Genomic DNA, 19,536 nt, shown 5'->3' on the forward strand with positions numbered 1-19,536 from the left:
AGATTAAAAATATTAATGAGCTTTTGATTTTATCATATAATTTGAAATGACTCACATTTATACTGTTTTTTGTATCTTGATATTTAAACATTAAAACTATATTTTTAGATGTTTAAAAGGAGATAAATTTAGTTGAAAAACATATGGGATATTGATAAAGAAAAGGTGAAGTTAACAGATACTATGGTTAAAAATACTGAAAAAATTAGGCGTAAAGTTGTCAAATGCTTATATTGATTTGTGTAAGATCCAAAATGGAGAATATATAACTTATCAAGATTTTCCGACAACTGCTCCAACAAGTTGGACTAAGGACCACGTAAATGTTGAATACATTAACGGAATTGAAGAAGAAGGTATCCTATCGAATAACTATTACATAGAAGAATGGGAATTACCGAAAGATCTTTTACTTATATGTGGGGACGGACATACGTGGATTGCAATGGATTACAGACATACGAACGAAGAACCACTTATCATTTTTATTGATTTAGAATGGGCAGAAGATATTTTCATCTTGGAATTAGCTCCAAATTTCAAAACATTCCTTGAAGGTCTTTACAATCAAGAAGATTAAAAAGAAATACTTATTTAGATTTGAAGCTACATAAAAGATAAAATTTTAACTGAAGCTTTGAATGTGTTGCTTTTGGTTTATCAGAATTAAATAAGTACATCATAAAGATACAGCAAAATAGGTAAAGATATCTAACTATCTTTACCTATCCAATGGATAAATAGGTTCTCATATGAAATAGAAAACTTCACTAGAAACTTATAAATATATTATTTCAAATTAATCGGTTGTTGTTGCGTAACACAATGTATCATGCCACCATTTTTATAAAGCTCTCTTACATCAATCCCCACCACTTTACGATCAGGATATAGTTTTTGAATCATCTCGTTTGCTATTTTATCATTCGGATCATTATAGTTAGGAACTAAGACTACTCCATTCGCTATATAATAATTAATATAGGAGCCTTTATAATCAAGCTGTTTCCCACTTTCTAAAGTAACATTATTTTTGCTTAGCGGAAGATATACATACTTGTACTTGTTACCTGCAGCATCTTTTGCTTGCAGCAATTTATTAATATCTTTGTCTGGTGTACCCCATTCAGCTAAATCTTTTTTGTTTAATGTAATAATAGTTGATCTATCGTAGAATTTAGCAAATCCATCAATATGAAAATCGGTAATTTCTAAGTTAGGTACACCATCTAACCAAATAAAATTTGTTACCCCAAGTTCGCTAATATATGTCTCAATATCCTTCTCTGACAATTTAGCGTTCCTATTTTTATTCGTCACAGCACTTCTAGTTAATAAGGCAGAGCCATTCCCGTCTAATTCCATTGCGCCGCCTTCCAGCACAAATTTACGCCAATCAATTCTTTCCACACCTAACTGTTTGCTAAGATTCTCACGGAGTAGAGCATCTTTTTTATAAGGTGTCTTCTTACCCCATCCGTTAAATCCTGGTTCTAATATCTTTAAATTTTTGTCTTGATCGTAAACAAAGATTGGTCCCGTATCTCTAGCCCATACATCATCAGTAGGCGAAATAAAGAAGTCAATTTGCCCCATATTTACCCCTTCATATGTTAAAAGCTCTAGAATTCTTTCTTTTTCTTCCTCATCATAAGCAACAATATGAACTTTTTCTCCTGCGCTTAAAGCTTGTGTCATTTCGACCCAAATCGGCTCTACTTCTCGCTGATAACCTTTTCCATATGTAAATTCATGTGGCCACTGTAGCCATGTTCCTTCATGTTTGCCTTTTTCATCTGGCATTGTGTATTTCCCCACTTTTTTTTGAGCCTCTACTTTCTTTACTTCTCCACTCTGTGTTTTTTCAACCTCCTTCGCTTGAACTTTCTCAATTCCCTTACCCTGTGAACAACCACCGATAACGGATGTTGATAGTACCGCACTCAAACATAAATATGCTATTTTTTGCATAGCTTCCCCCCCCTTTTCTGTCTTATTGTAAACCTTCACATAGTGTGAAGCTCAAGCTTTTCTTATTTTTTCTACATATGAAATACAGATTCATCCATGGATTAAAGAACGAATGCCTTTGTTATGTACAAAACATTGTCTACCTTTCCTGAATGGAGAACGTATACTTTATAATTTCTAGTTAGTATTACTGGTAGCAGTTAAACTAACTAGGAGCTACTGTTAACTAAGTAAAAATCTAACTTTAACAGAATTCATATAAAAAAGGTGTTTTCAAGTATGGAAAGCACCCTTTCAGTCTAAAACATTTTCTTAATTAAGCAATTAATAGTAAAAAGCCGATCATCCCTTAGCGTACGAAATTCGCGTTTTGTTGGTGCTACTCCATCGCTATCAAGCTAACAAAACAAAATACCCCTAAAGTGAAAAAGACGTTATTCTTTCTGTGAAATTATAATGTATAAAGACAATAAAGTTATTTAACTTTAATATCTAAAACAAGTATAACCCCGTACTAAATTTAGGACGGGGTTAAAATATTGTTATTTAATTTTCGATATAAGATACTTCACTGTACTCAAAAATATAACAATAAAGTCGTTTGGAAAACTAAGGTTTATTCAACAATAGCGCGCGATCTTGGAAGATTTCAAAATCGTTTATTTTTCTTTTAACATTGAATACTTTCGATAAACTTTATAGAAACTGCTACCTAAAAAAACAAACAGAAGTGCGGGAGACAACTTCACAAGGACAAATGGAGTTTCAAATAAAAATGCCTTCCAAAATAATGAATCTTTCATACTCCAAAGGCCTTCATGATATAATCCCGAATTCTTGTAAAACATATAAGAATAAGCTAAACACAACGTACCAAACCCAAATGAATAACCCATTAATCTTTTATAATAATTATCCTTTGATTGGCGATCCGAGAAGATTTCATTTTGATCATTATCTTCTTTTTGCCAATACCGTATTCCACTAAGCCAGGCCCCCTTTATATAGTTCCAACCGAAATCCTTATATATCCCTTTGTATTCAGCCAACTTTTTCTTAGGTAAATAATCTTGATAATCAAGTCGCATAACATATCTCTTGTCAGTTTTTTCAAAAGTGTATATTCCTAATCCACTAATATTTGTACAACGATAGCCTTTTTGTAATTGCTCGTTCAGCCATTGCTCCTCTTTTTCAATATCAAAAAACATCTTAAATTTCTTCATTAGATTCACTTCCTTCGTATAGGGATAAAATATGTAATAACCTTTTTTGTTCCATTTTTAAAATGGCGCTTCCTTCTGCAGTAATCATATAAACTTTTCTTCGACCCAATTCTCCAACAGGTTCAATCCAACCATGCTTATTTAAGTTTTCAATCGCACCGTATAATGTACCAGCCGCTAAAATAACAGTACCGTTACTTATCTTTTCTATCTTCTGCATTACGGCATAGCCATGGAGTGGCTCACGCATAGCTAATAAAATATAATGCATGGTTTCAGACAACGGTAATAATTTATGTTTCATATCCTCATCCTTTATTCAGTTCGACTATATAGTTCAACTTAATAATAACGTAATACAGTTCAACTGAATAGTCAACAACATTTTTAAAATTTGTCAAAGGAACTTAAAATAACTAGCTTGATAACAAGGAGGAAATCAAGCTAAAAAGTCACTTTCCTTACGTAAGGGAAAGCGACTTTTTGTGTAGTCTTATTCAATTAAACGGCTCAATTGTTGAATAACATGACCAGCATTTTTTAAATAACTTTATTATCTCTGGACACATAGGAAAGGATAACGTCTTTATATCAATATGACGGTATCCTATATGAAAAATTAACATCGCCCCCAAATGTATATATTGTATATATTGTGTACATTGTGTATAATGTGTTCATAAGTATTTAAGAGGCAAGGAGTTGAATCATGAAAATCTTACTATCTAATAAGTCTAAGTCACCTATTTATCAACAAATCATTGATCAAATTATATTACAAATATCAAATGAAACATTGAAAGTAGATGATTCGTTACCTTCTATGCGTTCATTAGCAAGAGACTTGAAAGTAAGTGTTATTACTTCAAAAAGAGCGTATGAAGAACTTGAAAAAGCGGGTTACATCTACTCTATAGTAGGAAAAGGCTCTTTTGTTGCAAAACAAACAAAGAAACAACGAGCGGATGAACCAATTGATCCAATACGTGAAAAGTTCAGTACAATCGTTCGAGAGAGTAAGGCTAATCATTTATTAAGGGATGAGTTAATACAAATTATTAATTGTATTTATGAGGAGGAATAAATATGGAGAACATTGTAGAAGTGAAAAATGTTTCAAAAACATATAAGGGATTTTCTTTAAAAAATGCATCGTTCAACATCAAAAAGGGTTTTGTAACGGGATTTATTGGCGCAAATGGTGCTGGGAAAAGTACGACAATTAAACTTATTATGGATCTTATTAGCAAGGATAGCGGGGATATCACAGTTTTTGGTAAAGATCATCAAAAGGACCAGGTTTCTATTAAAGAGCGTATAGGATTCGTTTACGATGACAATATCTATTATGAAGATATGACAATTTACCAACTGAAAAAATTCATTGCTCCAGCATACAAGAAATGGGATGAGAATCAGTTCCAATCCTACTTACAGCGCTTTGAGTTACCGACTAACATAAAAATGAAAGAGATGTCTACAGGGATGAAAATGAAGACTTCCCTAGCGTTTGCACTTTCACACCATGCTGAATTTATACTTATGGATGAACCGACATCTGGACTCGATCCTGTATTCCGAAGAGAACTTTTAGACATCCTTTATAATTTAATGGTTGATCAAGATAAAACAATTTTTTTCTCCACGCATATTACCACTGATTTAGATCGTATTGCTGATTATATTGTATTTATTCATAATGGTGAGATTGTGTTTGAAAAAGATATACACAGTATTTCTGAAGAATATGCAACTGTAAAAGGGGATAAATCCTTGCTTACGCCTAAAATCAGAGAACAATTAATTGGGATTCGTGAAACAAACGTGGGATTTGAAGCACTCACAAGTAACGCCAGCCGTTCACGTACACAATTAGGGAATGATGTATTAATTGAAGAAGCGACATTAGAAGATATTATGTACTATACAAAAAAGGGGAATGTTCAATATGTATAATTTAATATTAAAGGATTTTCGATTGCAAAAATTAATGATCTTATTCTATCTACTTGGTATATGCTTTTTTATAGGGACGTTTGGAAGTTTTGGGTTCATAGTCGTTTTGGTAGCTGGTTCTTATATGATAAATCTACATTATTACGACGAAAAGAATAATAGTCACAAATTTATTAATAGCCTGCCTTATAGTAGAAATAAAATTATTATGTCAAAATATATCGGTACAGTGTTGTTTACAATTCTAGTAGTTCTATTCTCATTATTGATTCAAGCAGTAATTCAATTTGCATCCCCGAATTATGGAGTTGAAATTGAAACTCCACAAACAATTATGGTTAGTGTTCTTACTGTCATGTTGTTTACGTCTATCTACTTACCATTTTTCTATCGCTTTACCAATAAATATTTGATGGCTGCTGTCAGCATTATTTTTCCTGTATGTGTTGTTTTATGGAGACCAATTGAGGCATATGTAAATATTACTGGCCTTGTATATAGCGTTACTGCACAATTTACTATTAATCAACTAATTACATTTGCTTCAATCATTACCATTCTTATATTTATCGGATCTTATTTCTTAACGGTGAAAATTTATAAACGTACTGATTTTTAAAAATTCTTTTTAACTGAAATATAGAATACCTAACAAATAACTGTTGGACAGTTTTTCTTAAACGCTTTGGTGCTACTCAATCGCTATTAAACTAATCAAACAAAGTTCTCCCCTCAAATGAAAAAAATGCGCTATTCTTTCTGTATAAACATGGGAAAGGGTGGCGTTTTTGTATGTCTATTTCTGTATCTGATGAATTACAACTATTTGCTCAAGAGATTCAAAGGTTTTTATCTCCGAATGACTTACAGGATGTTGCTAGAGATGTTGGCTTTGTACAACGAACCAGTAAGTACCAAGCAAAAGATTTAGTCGCTTTATGTGTATGGGTGAGCCAAAATGTAGCTATGACTTCTTTAACTCAGCTATCTAGCTGTTTAGAAGCATCAACAGAAGTACTTATCAGCCCTGAGGGCTTGAATCAACGATTTAATAAAGCGGCTGTTCAATTTTTACAACACCTATTAGCTGAACTACTAAACAAAAAACTGACCTCATCTATGCCAATTTCTTATCCATATACTTCTGTTTTCAAGCGTATTCGTATTTTAGATTCAACTGCATTTCAACTTCCGGATACATTTTCATCAATTTATCCTGGTGCGGGAGGATGCAGTCATACAGCGGGAGTAAAGATACAGCTTGAGTATGATTTATTAAGTGGACAATTCCTTCATATTCATACAGGTCCAGGTAAACAACATGATCGAACCTACGGTTCTTTGTGTGTCCCAACTGTGGCAGCGAATGATCTATGTATCCGAGATTTAGGGTATTTTCATTTGAAAGATCTTCAACATATACAAGATCAAAAGGCTTACTATATCTCTCGTATCAAATCGAATACACGTATTTATCAAAAAAATCCCAATCCTGATTATTTTCGAGATGGAAGAATCAAAAAAGGTACGGAGTATATACAGATAGATATGGAGGTCTTAATGAACTCTCTTCAGCCAAGACAAACGTATGAAATATCCGACGCTTATGTAGGAATGACTGATAAAGTACCAACTCGTGTGATTGTTCATCGACTAACAAAAGAACAACAACAAAAACGATTAGACGATCAAACGGTAAGAGAAAAAAAGAAAGGAATGAAGTATTCTGCTCGTAGTAAACGACTTAGCGGTATCAATGTATATATGACAAATACCCCTATAGATATTGTCCCGATGGGACAAGTACATGATTGGTATTCTTTACGTTGGCAAATCGAGATTTTATTTAAAACATGGAAATCATTCTTTCATATTCATCATTGTAAAAAGATAAAACGAGAACGATTAGAATGCCATTTGTATGGGCAACTGATTGCCATTCTACTTTGTTCTTCTACCATGTTTCAAATGCGGCAATTACTTCTTATGAAAAAGAAACAAGAACTGAGTGAATATAAGGCCATATATATGATTAAAGATTACTTTTTTCTTCTTTTCCAATCGATACAAAAAGACATCCAAGAGCTATCAAAGGTGTTACTTCGCCTGTTCAACCTCCTACAGCAAAACGGGCGAAAATCTCACAGATATGAGAAGAAAACAGTCTTTGATATATTAGGTGTCGTTTACAATTGTACCATGTCAGATAATCAAGCGGCTTAAATCAAAAAAATGAAACCCGTTAGGGTTTATTTCGTATGCAAATCTTTAAATCGCCTACACGTAGCCTTTAGAAAAAAAGAAACAACCTCTACTATGATTGATGTTGTATGACCTTAGCTTGATAGTGATGTGGCGGTACCCCCAGATATGTTAAAATTCATTGAAACATTGCTCTTGGGAATACAATTACTATCATAATCGTAATTTATTTTCTACAAACTGATTGGGTTCCAACTCAAATTGCGGTGTTACTCCGCAATCCTTAATAAATTGTTAAGGACCTTTTTTATTTATCCTTTAGCTGCGAAAATATAAAATTATCATAATGGGAGTACTTCATAATTTTAGATTGATAAAAATCTGGCGGGAGTCCTTATTTAACATAAATATGACAATAACATAGTTAGTTTTTATAAAAAGAAATAATTAAGATATAAGATGATATAATAAAAATGAAATGAACACCCCTACTTATTTTTAAGGCAAGTAAGTAGATTTTATTTCATTAGTTTAAAGCTATGTACAAAAAAATAACCCCTAGGGGTTATTTTTTGTACATAGCTTTATTTTTCAAATTCTTTAAAAGTATCTTTTAAATCCTTATCTGTTATTTTTATATCTGCTTTCTTGAATAAATCTTTAAAGAATTGTTGTTGCCATTGTTGGTCTTGTAAACGCTTCTGTTCCAATTCCTTACGAATATTATCTTTTTCTTGATCAAAAGGTTTTAACTCTTTTTTCTCTGTTAATTTAATAATATGGTAACCATGAGAAGATTTTATTGGATCACTTACTTGTCCAGCTTCTAATTTATAAGCAGCTTCTTCAAATTTAGAATCCATTTCACCTGGACCAAACTCCGGTAATTCTCCACCTTTTTCTTTTGAACCAGGATCTTCTGAATATTGTTTTGCTAATGCTGCAAAATCTTCTCCATTATTTAATTTTTCTTTTATTTCTTTCGCTGTTTTTTCATCTTTTACTAAAATATGACTTGCCTTTAATTTTGGTTTATAGTAATCTTTCATTTCCTTTTCGGTAACTGAAGCTTTAACAGCTTTTTCAAAGGCTATTTGCGTTTTTATTTTTGTTTTAAGATCATCTTCATCTTTAGCACCAGTTTGTATTAAATAGGATTTAAAATTATCGCTCATTTGTTTTTTTAATTCTTCAACTTTTTTCTTTGCTTCATCATCTGAAACTTTGTATTTATCTAGTAAAATCTTGTCTAACATTACTTGTTGTAAAACAGGTTTTCCTGCTGTTTCTTTTAACTTTTTATTAAATTCTTCTTGTGTCAAATTTCCTGATTTCGATGTAACAAGATTATCAGAATTACCACATGCAGATAACAATAAAATACTGCTCATTGCAGCACCTATAAAAATATGTCGTTTATTCAATGTATTATACCTCATTCTATAAATTGATTTATAGTCTAGTATATTTTATTTCCTTAATAAAACAAAATTTTTATAAGAAAAAGTTTTTGTTTATTTCCATTAAAAATGTAATATAGATTCACTAAAAACAAAGGTATTACCCCTGCTTTTAAGCATAAGCTAATAGCTAGATTAAGGTCTAACAAAGGGATTATGCCTTTTCCGTAGACTTAAAACTCCAAAGTAAACTTTTGACTAAAAATTTACTTTCATTTTATTTAAACATCAAGTTCTTCCTCAAATTAAAGTGGAACAATTTTATTACTTAGATTGTCTATTAAATGTGTTCCTAAAATTAGATGTTCAATTTAGATATAATAAATCCCGTTTGAAATCTAATCTTATGTATTACAAAAATATGAAAGGACTTTTTATTTTGAAAAGGATGCAAAAGAAGGGTGAGTATTTAAGAGGTACAAGCTTAATCCTTTTACAGGTAAAGCATTGCAAGTGAGATTGAAGAAGGAATAACTCAAATACTAGCTTATCAATCATATAAACATCTTACATGCGCTTTAACCTATAAAATTTTAGCTGCAGAAGGATTGTTACCCCATGTTCTCTTTACTTACATCAGTATGAAAAACCTAGGAAAAACCATATATTCTTGAAAGAGGTTGAAAATTTATGTTCGTTTTAAACAAGTTCTTTACCAATTCACATTACAAAAAAATTGTACCTGTCGTATTACTTTCATGCGCGACACTGATAGGGTGTTCTAATAGTAATACGCAATCAGAATCAACTAAACAAACAAATCAAACCAATCAAGTTAAGCAAGAAAATATAGGTAATCATGCTTTTGCTAAACTTGAAAAAGAATATAACGCTAAACTTGGTATTTACGCACTGGACACAAGTACGAATCAGACTGTTGCTTACCATGCAGATGAGCGTTTTGCATTTGCCTCTACATCTAAATCATTAGCAGTGGGAGCTCTTTTACGCCAGAATTCAATAGAAGCTCTTGATGAAAGAATTACGTATACACGTGAAGACCTATCTAATTATAATCCAATTACTGAAAAGCATGTGGATACAGGAATGACGTTAAAAGAACTTGCAGATGCTTCTGTTCGATATAGTGACAGTACGGCACATAATTTAATTCTTAAGAAGTTAGGTGGTCCATCCGCATTTGAAAAAATCTTGAGGGAAATGGGTGATACTGTTACTAACTCCGAGCGATTTGAACCTGAATTAAATGAAGTAAATCCAGGAGAAACACATGATACTAGTACACCAAAAGCAATCGCTAAGACGCTTCAATCTTTTACATTAGGAACTGTACTACCATCTGAGAAACGTGAACTGTTAGTAGATTGGATGAAGAGAAATACGACTGGGGATAAATTAATTCGTGCGGGTGTACCAAAAGGATGGGAAGTAGCTGATAAAACAGGTGCAGGATCTTATGGAACAAGGAATGATATCGCAATTATTTGGCCACCAAATAAAAAGCCGATTGTTCTTTCCATCCTTTCTAATCATGATAAAGAAGATGCAGAATACGATGATACACTTATTGCAGACGCTACGAAAATCGTGTTAGAAACTCTAAAGGTTACGAATAAATAAAAATAGGTTAAAAGTTTTCCATTTTAGTCACGTGTATTCTCTGTTAACAGACACATGCATGCTACTCAAGTCAACTACCCCCACTGAGATGAAGCGTTTCAGTGGGGGCTTGAGTTAGAACTCTAGGTCTTTTTTTCTATCGCTAGACAGTTTGACGCTCTAGAATTCATGCCACCGTATGGTAACACCCCAAGTATGTTTTTGGTTGGTATTAGCAACGAACTATTGCTTTCCCACTTGCACCACCCTTTCAAAAAAGAGCAATTCTTCCTTGTGGAAGAAGCCACCACTCAGATGAATCCGACGTGAGCTACAAGCCTCGACAAGTCGAATACATATGGATGGTTGACGCACCCACTAAGCTATGCGCGAAGTAACAGCCTTATGTTTTTGCACTTCTAATAGAATCGGCGTTTTTACTTTAAGATTTTCATCTGATACAGTAAGATTAATTACTTCCTGTCGTAGACTTTTTACTGTATCTATTTTTATCTTATTTGTTTTTTCTAATATCTTGTACTTCTATTGTTTGATCGTTATGACTGGTACTTGCTCGGTGTCAGAAATTTTACTGTAACCATAATAAAGTAGAAAAAATAATAAAATAATTGTCCAAATAAATATAAACACTTTATAATCATACTTCATATGAAAAACCTCATTTTCCCTATATAAGTGAATGTACATACATCTTATAAATTCAATTACATAAATTATTGAATGTTTTAGTTGTAAAAAATCATTAAAGATTAGAAATCGTTATTCATAAACATATCCAAGAAATCTTCAAAAAAATATCATCTAGGCATTTTAACATTTCATAAAAATGCACAGATGATATTTTTACGTTTAGCTAAGTAATGCTTTTTATGTAATAAATCTTTATCTCTATTTCACCTTAATGTTTATATGTACAAGAGTCTGTGTAGCAACTAGGCTGTACTTTAAATATGTACTAATTTGTGTGTGTGGGAAAGGAAGCACATTTTATTTAAAGTTGTTACTTTAAACCCCTTAATTAGTTGGTAGTCTTCTTCATTCAGACAGAAAAGAAATTTAAAGTGTGCACGTATTTTCAACTCAGGCTCTTTACTACACACACTCCTATCCACATAAAAACATCTATAGCTTTTTGTAACAATACAGAAATTTAATGAAATAAAAATGAAATAATATTAATGTTAAGTAACATCTTTGTAATACAAATGTAACATAAAACATTTAATCGTACAATAATTTTTTAACTAATTATCAACAAAGTTCTATTAAAATCGTTCAATTTTAATAATGTTCCCATAGACTATTACAATTAGAGTTGCTTGTGTTTTAATAATTATCCTTCATTTCAGCTCCATTTCGGCATGTGTCTGTTATACAATAAGCATATACTTGAAAGGCAATGGAGTAACTGTTTATGTATGTCAAACAATTAAGATAGCTTCCTTTCATCTCTTGCCCGAAACCAATTCATCTTCACCTACTCAATTCGCGTTCCTTTTGGAAGGAGTCTTCTTGGCTAAAATGACAAAAAAGTTGAGGATTCCCCCAACTTTTTTATACATTTATTGTCTTATTAATCCTGTAGATGTAACCTGATATGTTCTTTTCTTTCCTATATATTCCTGTTTTCCATTCTCAAGGTTAGTTAAATTCGCTCTTGTTTTTTCCTTAGCTGCATCCCCTTCTATATGAGTAAATTCTATATAATCTCCCACTTTTATAGGTACTGTTTGGGTTTCAGCATTTTGTTGTCTATTTCCCATGATTTCTTTATTGTACATAACGCTACCAGACGAGTTCTGGACTTTAATACTTGCATATGTACTATTGAAGTAAGAATGCGGTACACCAGCTTCTAATTTGATTTTCAGCTCTTCTGCTGTTTGATTATAATCTACTTTTGCAATTTCTCGATCACTATATCCTTTTAATGACCATGCAAATTGTTTTCCATCTAGAATTGTTGTCTCTGGCATTTTTTCTACTTTCTTTAAGCCCTCTTTTGTAACCTGGTATCTTGCTGTCTTTCCAATAGTTTCATTTTTGTTATTTTCAAGATTCATTAATGTTGCGCGTGTTTTTTCCTTTACAGCGTCTCCTTCTATATGAGTTAATTCAATGTAATCTCCCACTTTTACGGGCACTGTTTGGGTTTCAGCATTTTGTTGTCTATTTCCTATGATTTCCTTATTGTACATAACGCTACCAGACGAGTTCTGGACTTTAATACTTGCATATGTGCTATTGAAGTAAGAATGCGGTACACCAGCTTCTAATTTGATTTTCAGCTCTTCTGCCGCTTTATTATAATCCATCTTTGCAATTTCTCGATCACTATATCCTTTTAGGGACCATGTAAATTGATTTCCGTCTAAAATTGTTGCTTCTGGCATTTTTTCTACTTTCTTCAAGCCTTCTTGTGTGACTTCATACATTGCTTTTTTTCCAAAGCTTTCTTGTTTACTGTTGTCTAAATTTGTGAAATTTGCTCTATGTACACCTTCAAGATGTGTTAATTCAATATAATCTCCTACTTTGACTGGAACTTTTTGCGATTCAGCATTTTGTTGTTTATTTCCATAAATGTCATTATTATACATTACTTTTCCTGATGCATTTTGTACTTTAATACTCGCATACGTTTCATTAAAATAATGATGCGGTACGCCTGCTTTTAAGTCAATTTGCATTTCTTCTGTCGACTTATTGAAATTGATTTTTGCAAACTCAAAATCACTAATTCCTTTTAGGGACCATGCAAATCGATTCCCTACTAAAATATCAGAATTTCCATTTGTAATTCCTACTTTTTTCTCTACAGTTCGATCAAATATATCTGTTAATGTAATTTTAGCAAAAGCTGTTTGAGGCAATTGCATAGTTTGACTTACCTCAGTTTGGTAGGACTTAATATTATCAATTACTTTTAAAGGTTGTCCCATTAACTTTTCATTGTCATAGATTTCAATTTTCCCTTTAAACTGTGGAGTACTTTGTTCTTTCAATTTCCATGAAACATTTAATTTTCCAGCTTCAAAGCGAGTATTTTGGATATCAAAATCTAAATTTCCCATTTCTGGTTGACTAGGCTGATTTATATTAAAAGTTTTTCCAGTACCAATAGTTGATTGAGTATTTCCTCCTGCCCTAACCCATAGATATTCTGAAGTTGCTCCTCCATCGTATTGATAGGACGTATCATGTTGCCCAGAGATACGCTGATTATTCCAAGAATTCCATTGTTTATCTGAAACTTTTCTGCTGTATCCATTTTTAAGACGTGCTTCTCTTACATCTTGTCCATTACCAGCCCAGTCCTCTTGAAACATCGATAAACCATAGTTAAATGCAACATTCGCAACTGGATGATCCATAATAGCAACTAACTTCCATTGATTTAATGTATTATCTTTTATCCACTGGCCAAACTTTGTATGGCCATCTTCTTGCCAAGAGCGTAGAGTCATTCTATACCATTCACTATCTTTCCAATTATAAGTTGTTTGTACCTTCAGACCTGTTCCTTCTCCACCAAATCTGCTGGCTTCTGAAGTCGGCGATAAATATTCAGCTTTTATTGCTTGGTTTGATGCTATTGGATCCCAAAGTGCAAAGTGAAGGGTACGTTTACCGAATTGATCAAAACCACTTTGTTGTTGGAATCCCGCATAACCACCACCCTCCCCTCCCTGATTCCAGTTATGCACAGCCCAATACGTATAAGGTGCTGTTTGGACTGGTGACCAGTCTATACTAATAATATCTGAAGCAGCAGTATTTTGTGGTGTTACATAAACTGATGGGGCATGCGATCGGGTTGCTGCCTCTGTACTAGAAATTGGTGCTCCATACATTGACAACATGGTACAAGCCGTTGAAACCATAACAATTCTTTTTATTTTTCCCCTTGTTTTTACTTTAAACATAACTTCCTATCTCCTTTTAAATTATTTTAGTTACATTGAATAATAACCCTATATATCCCTTTAAACAAATTATGTAATAAAGTAACATTAGCTCTATAATCTAAATATATTTAATGTTTTTTACACTGCTATTATTAATCAAATTATAGTATTTTGTATTAAAATCGTATGATTTAGGACTAAATATAAAGTGAAAATTTTATAAAATTTCATAAATATGTAGTTTTAGATATTATGATGAAAGACCCACTAAATAACTTAATTGATTTTATAAAAGATTTCCTTTCGTTATTGATTACACTATTAAACTCAGAATTGTTTACTAGAAAAATGTTATGTAAACTTCGGTTTGCCGATTAGACAAAATAGTTTATCAATTTGCTGATATCTTATCATTATTTAGAAAGAGCCTACTTAAAAACGTAGACTCCTTTAGGTATCTATACATTACATATATAACAAACATAAAAAAATAACATCGCATTCTTCTGTTAGTTTATTTAATATTTAATGACGTAGATAATGTATTCCAAGGTGCATTTGTAGATGTATTTTGATATTTAAATTGCCCATTTTGCTGTCCTGAAGCATCCCATTTATATTCCCAACCATCAACTGTTCTATCGCCATTAATATCAATCATCTTAGAATCTACTTTTTTTAGTCTTTGACCACTCATTTGAGCAATTGGATTTCTACCATATCCCATTTCATTTGTATAAATGTATAAATAGCTTCCTCCATGATCTTTAACCGTACTTAAATTGTTTGGACCAATAAATTCAACTCCGCCTAATTGAGATTCAACTTTTACTACATTTAATGATGTTAATGGTGGTGCAGGTGCTGCGGATACATCAGTCGCTAAGCCAACTGTTGCTCCCACTACTAATGATGAAACTCCTAAAATCATTCTTTTTAGCATACACTCATCCCCTTTGTATTTAATACAAATTGATTCTATCATACTAATTTCATACATTTCGTTTTCTGTGAAAGAGTTAACAAAAAGTACCTATTTATATATGAAATTGTGCATATTCATTGCATTTTTACTATTTACACTTACTACTAATCCTACTACAGCATAATTGCTTCTCTATCTTGATTGACTTAATACATTTTGCCTTATTTCAAGCTGTTTTTTGTAAGAACTAATAAATGGTGTGTAGTTCGGTGTTTTAACAAATAAAGAATAGAGTTGCAAATCCCACTCTATTTAAGTCGGCTTTTCCTCTAGCATTATAAACAAGATCCACCACTTGCATCAATTAATTCACCAGTTATCCAACGACTGTCTGATGAAGAAAGAAAACCTACAATATCAGCTATATCATTAGGTTCTCCCAACCTATTAAATGTCGATAAACCTGCGGCATATTTTTGTCCATCTCTATTCCCCAATGTCTCAGCGTTCATTTCTGTATTAATTATACCCGGGAGAATTGCATTTACTGTAATACCACAGGCACCAAGTTGTTGTGCTAAAGTATGAGTGAGTGTATTAATTGCTCCCTTAGATATACTGTAGGCAAAAACACTTGGGGAGGCTACCCGTGTGACAAAAGACGAAATATTGATAATCCGGCCTCCATCTTTTAAACGTGGCAAAGCCTTTTGAATAATGAAAAATGGAGCTTTCACATTAATATTCATAACCTCATCAAAAGACTCCTCTGTAGATTCCTCTAACGTTAAAATCTGCCCAATTCCAGCGTTGTTTACAAGAATATCAAATGTATTATCGCCTATATATTTTTGAAGAGATTGATCCATCATTGAATACAATTTATTAATACCGTTAAAGGTACTTAAGTCAGCACTAATCGCAAATGCGGAACCGCCATCTTGTTTAATTATATCCACTACACTTTCTGCTTCTTCTTTTCTTTTACTATAGTGAACAACGACTAACGCACCTGCCTGTGCCAAATGTAAGGCAATGCTTCGGCCTATTCCTCTACTAGCCCCGGTTACTAATGCAATTTTCCCCTTCAATTTATTCATCTCATCATCCCCTTGCTTAAAAATTCTACTTAGTTATATCACAAGATACCCTTTGAAATGTTGCTCTCTCATTTGGTTTTCTTAAAGAACCTAGATAGTATTGCTACTAATTTTATTTAATACTAAAAACATCTAATTTCTTTTGATGATATAGTGCCCCATGTCCGTTAAGCTGGGAAAGTGAATACCAAAAACTAAGAAAATTATTAGGTTAAGATTGTAGTACCTGAAAAATGTTTAGTTTCTAAACCCTTGTTAAGTAGCTACGATGAGCAATTATACTAAACTAATAATGAAAAAAGGATCTGATATGAATATCAGACCCTTTTTTGCTATGTATAATTATTTCACAGATTCTTTTAATTCTTTTCTAGCTTTAAATGTCGGTGCTTTAGAAGCGATAATTTAAAATTATTATATACAGTTTCAACGAATTTCATGTTGAACTTATTATATTTCAAGAAGTCCTTTACTTTTAGAATCGACAATTCTTCAATACCCTTAGACTTTCCCTACGCCCCCTGTAGGGATTTTTTCAATAAACTAACATACTTCTTGTACGCTTTCTGAACCCTATCTCTACTATTTTGTAGCCATTTCAATGTTAAAATATTCCAAAGTGATTCTCATTAAACGGCAATTATAAATGTAGGGTTCTACTTATATTTGTGATTTATATAAATAATATGATTTATCAACTTATCTATATCTTGACTTAAACTTAGCACCTGCTGATGTCTAAATCCATATTTATCTACAAGTTTAATTAATTCTACTTTCTTGTCTTCAATTAGTTTTTGTAAGTTTCTCATCTCCATATCTATTAGAACTCCTTTTTTACGATTTAGCAGGTGAACTACCCGCCACTTAACGCCCTAACGGACTGTTTGAAGTGGGGGCTTCTCGGTTAGTCGTTACTTTTGGTAGCTAACGAATTCGTCCTAAGACAGCCGAGCTAACTCCCTTGTTCCAAGGGTTATTTTATTGCTATCTATACTAACGCCAATAGGCGTATTGCTTCATTTTTGATATTGATAGCTGCGTTATAATCTCTATCGAGATTTACACCGCATATACAAGAATAGACTCGCTCAGACAATGACATATTTTTCACATTTCCACAACTGCTACATGTTTTTGTGGAAGGAAACCATTTGTCTATTTTCACTAGCTGTTTGCCTTGTTCATGTAGTTTATAAGCTAAGAAAGAAGTGAACATACCCCAAGCATTATCAGCGACGCTTTTTCCAAAATGAAGTGCTTGCGATATTCCCTTCATATTTAGATCTTCAATAGCTACAACATCAAAATGAGTAGCTAACTCTTTAGACTTATGATGAAGGAAGTTCTTACGTTGGTTTGCTACTTTTTCATGCAGCTTAGCTACACGGATACGTTGTTTATTCCAACGCCCTGAACCTTTTGTACGTCTTGATAATACTCGTTGAGCCTTTGCTAATCGGTCTAACATTTCACGATAGAACTTAGGATAATTGGCTCTCTCATCCTCAGAACTGACGTATAATTGATCCATCGCAAAGTCTAATCCAACAACTGTTTCTACTTCTTTTTGTACGATCTCTTTTTCGTATTCAGTCAAAATGGACACATAGTATTTACCAGTAGGTGTCATAGAAATCGTACATGACTTGATTATATGGCCTTGTGGTATTTCTCTATGCTGTTTGATACGTACCATTTTCAGTTTTGGCAATTTGATATGACCGTTAAGCAACATAATATTTCCGTTCACTACATTCGTTGTATAAGACTTTCTGTCTTTTTTGCTTTTGAATGTTGGGAAGTCATTTTGACCACGAAAGAAATTTTTATAGGCAGTTTGCAAGTTTAGTTGAGCATTTGCCAAAGCTAATGAATCAACTTCTTTTAGCCATTCAAATTCTGCTTTGTATTTTGCGGGAGTGGGAAGCTTTTGTTTCTTTAGTTGATTCTTATCATCTTTATGTTTTTCATACGCTTCTTTCCGTTCAGCTAACATTCTGTTATACACGAAACGTACACAACCGAAGGTTTTACGCATAAGATGTGCTTGGTCTTCTGTTGGGTACAAACGGAATTTATATGCTTTATTCTGCTTTGTCATATCATTTCACCTCACTTTTCACTTTGATTTTCAATATATGTTTTTACTACGTCTATTGGCGAACCACCAGTAGTTAGCAAGCAAAAACTTCTTGACCAAAACATCTCTTTCCAAAGTTTCTTTTTCACTTGTGGAAAGTCTCTTTTAATAAGTCGAGAACTTGCACTTTTATAAGCATTGATGAATTTTGTCATTTCTGTATTAGGGTGTGCCTTGAACAAAATATGAACGTGGTCTACATCATGATTCCATTCAACTAACGTGATGTTATAGTTTTCAGATAGTCGAACAAACATATCTTTTGCATAGTTTGACATATCATCATCAAACACATTTCTTCTGTATTTCACGACCAACACAAGGTGATAATATAACAAGAATACTGAATGGTTATTACTATCTAATTTCATTTATATACCAGCCCTTATAATTTATAAGACTGATTATATCAGAGACAAAATAAAAAGGAAAACCTTTTGGCTATGCCAAACCGAAATTCATCTCCCACCTACCGTTGGGCTACGCCCTTCACACGCTTGAGGAAGGAGAATTCTTTCCGGAAATTCGTTAAATTATAGTATAGATATAAAAATAAAGAAACTGGAACTTTTGGAAATCGAAAGAAATTCAGACGTGTCTAAAATATAATAAAATTATATATATGCATAAATGCATTTAAATTCTTCCATGATAATGTTATAATAGAATTAACCAAGAAGTATCCAACAAATTATGATTAATCACTACACTTTCTTTCAGAATAAGTCAACATATAAAAAGACACTATGCATACTATAGTGTCTTTTTATATGTTCTAATATTAATTGAACGCCTCCCACCTACTCACTGGACTGTGCCCCTTCACACTCCTTGAGAAAGAAGTCTTCTTAGCTAAAATGATAAAAAACACAAACAATCTTATTATTTATTTCCGAAATATTATGTTAACAAAGAAGGTAAAGGGTTTGTTGTTTCCATTCCTAAAAATCCTAATTTTTAAATAAAAAAAGAAAAACACTCCCAAGAGTGCTTTTCTTTTTAATAAATATCATCTATACTGTTTTTACTAGGAGTTGATTTTAGAATATGACCTCCTAGGCTTA

At 32.5% G+C, this 19,536-nt stretch carries 16 protein-coding genes and 1 pseudogene; 6 read left to right on the top strand and 11 right to left on the bottom strand.

Going from position 1 to position 19,536, the window contains the following annotated elements:
• Positions 1–217 precede the first annotated feature (217 nt).
• Positions 218–580 (top strand): SMI1/KNR4 family protein, encoded by a 363-nt coding sequence (locus tag V7S45_RS28950; RefSeq protein ID WP_242229822.1) that lies wholly within the window; start codon positions 218–220, stop codon positions 578–580.
• A 209-nt stretch (positions 581–789) separates the two neighbouring features.
• On the opposite strand, the gene V7S45_RS28955 is transcribed toward V7S45_RS28950, so the two are convergent.
• From V7S45_RS28955 to V7S45_RS28965, 3 genes are all read right to left on the bottom strand, one after another.
• Positions 790–1,971, bottom strand: coding sequence for an agmatine deiminase family protein (locus V7S45_RS28955; protein ID WP_139303970.1), 1,182 nt, complete (start codon positions 1,969–1,971; stop codon positions 790–792).
• 659 nt (positions 1,972–2,630) lie between these two features.
• Positions 2,631–3,197: a DUF2812 domain-containing protein gene (locus V7S45_RS28960; protein WP_342762153.1), complete on the bottom strand. Its 567-nt coding sequence runs from the start codon at positions 3,195–3,197 to the stop codon at positions 2,631–2,633.
• Complete coding sequence (locus V7S45_RS28965; RefSeq protein ID WP_000681018.1) at positions 3,184–3,501, bottom strand: helix-turn-helix transcriptional regulator; 318 nt, start codon at positions 3,499–3,501, stop codon at positions 3,184–3,186. The genes V7S45_RS28960 and V7S45_RS28965 overlap by 14 nt, the downstream gene beginning before the upstream one ends.
• A 405-nt stretch (positions 3,502–3,906) precedes the next feature.
• Between V7S45_RS28965 and V7S45_RS28970 the strand changes: the two genes are divergently transcribed.
• The 4 genes from V7S45_RS28970 (at position 3,907) to V7S45_RS28985 (ending at position 7,376) form a co-directional block, all read left to right on the top strand.
• Entirely contained in the window at positions 3,907–4,281 is a 375-nt protein-coding gene (locus tag V7S45_RS28970) for a GntR family transcriptional regulator (protein WP_342762154.1), read from the top strand.
• A 2-nt stretch (positions 4,282–4,283) separates the two neighbouring features.
• Positions 4,284–5,153: an ABC transporter ATP-binding protein gene (locus V7S45_RS28975; RefSeq protein WP_342762155.1), complete on the top strand. Its 870-nt coding sequence runs from the start codon at positions 4,284–4,286 to the stop codon at positions 5,151–5,153.
• Positions 5,146–5,772 carry an ABC-2 transporter permease gene (locus V7S45_RS28980; RefSeq protein ID WP_000282505.1) on the top strand — a complete coding sequence of 209 codons (627 nt, stop codon included), beginning with the start codon at positions 5,146–5,148 and terminating at the stop codon, positions 5,770–5,772. Before V7S45_RS28975 ends, V7S45_RS28980 begins: the two co-directional genes overlap by 8 nt.
• A 173-nt stretch (positions 5,773–5,945) precedes the next feature.
• Positions 5,946–7,376, top strand: coding sequence for an IS4 family transposase (locus V7S45_RS28985; RefSeq protein ID WP_342762156.1), 1,431 nt, complete (start codon positions 5,946–5,948; stop codon positions 7,374–7,376).
• 563 nt (positions 7,377–7,939) lie between these two features.
• Here V7S45_RS28985 and V7S45_RS28990 read toward each other — a convergent pair.
• A complete protein-coding gene (locus tag V7S45_RS28990; protein WP_342761997.1) occupies positions 7,940–8,779 on the bottom strand; it encodes a peptidylprolyl isomerase in 840 nt (279 codons plus the stop codon).
• Between the two features lie 666 nt (positions 8,780–9,445).
• Here V7S45_RS28990 and blaIII point away from each other — a divergent pair.
• The gene (gene blaIII, locus V7S45_RS28995; RefSeq protein WP_025688757.1) at positions 9,446–10,396 is read left to right on the top strand and encodes a class A beta-lactamase BlaIII; all 951 of its coding nucleotides are present in this window, start codon (positions 9,446–9,448) and stop codon (positions 10,394–10,396) included.
• 357 nt (positions 10,397–10,753) lie between these two features.
• On the opposite strand, the pseudogene V7S45_RS29000 reads toward blaIII, so the two are convergent.
• From V7S45_RS29000 to tnpA, 7 genes and pseudogenes are all read right to left on the bottom strand, one after another.
• Positions 10,754–10,831: pseudogene (locus tag V7S45_RS29000) on the bottom strand (RNA-guided endonuclease TnpB family protein); the annotation flags it as partial.
• A gap of 1,127 nt (positions 10,832–11,958) precedes the next feature.
• Positions 11,959–14,322 (bottom strand): putative mucin/carbohydrate-binding domain-containing protein, encoded by a 2,364-nt coding sequence (locus V7S45_RS29005; RefSeq protein ID WP_342761998.1) that lies wholly within the window; start codon positions 14,320–14,322, stop codon positions 11,959–11,961.
• 496 nt (positions 14,323–14,818) lie between these two features.
• Complete coding sequence (locus V7S45_RS29010; protein WP_025688754.1) at positions 14,819–15,304, bottom strand: DUF4879 domain-containing protein; 486 nt, start codon at positions 15,302–15,304, stop codon at positions 14,819–14,821.
• Between the two features lie 260 nt (positions 15,305–15,564).
• A complete protein-coding gene (locus V7S45_RS29015; protein WP_342761999.1) occupies positions 15,565–16,329 on the bottom strand; it encodes an SDR family oxidoreductase in 765 nt (254 codons plus the stop codon).
• A gap of 656 nt (positions 16,330–16,985) precedes the next feature.
• Positions 16,986–17,147 carry an aspartyl-phosphate phosphatase Spo0E family protein gene (locus V7S45_RS29020; RefSeq protein WP_197241750.1) on the bottom strand — a complete coding sequence of 54 codons (162 nt, stop codon included), beginning with the start codon at positions 17,145–17,147 and terminating at the stop codon, positions 16,986–16,988.
• 173 nt (positions 17,148–17,320) lie between these two features.
• A complete protein-coding gene (locus tag V7S45_RS29025) occupies positions 17,321–18,433 on the bottom strand; it encodes an RNA-guided endonuclease TnpB family protein (RefSeq protein WP_342762000.1) in 1,113 nt (370 codons plus the stop codon).
• 11 nt (positions 18,434–18,444) lie between these two features.
• The gene (gene tnpA, locus V7S45_RS29030; RefSeq protein WP_061531668.1) at positions 18,445–18,843 is read right to left on the bottom strand and encodes an IS200/IS605 family transposase; all 399 of its coding nucleotides are present in this window, start codon (positions 18,841–18,843) and stop codon (positions 18,445–18,447) included.
• Positions 18,844–19,536: the final 693 nt, after the last annotated feature.

Origin of the sequence: Bacillus sp. BR3(2024) (assembly GCF_039134555.1) — a bacterium.
GTDB lineage: Bacteria > Bacillota > Bacilli > Bacillales > Bacillaceae_G > Bacillus_A > Bacillus_A cereus.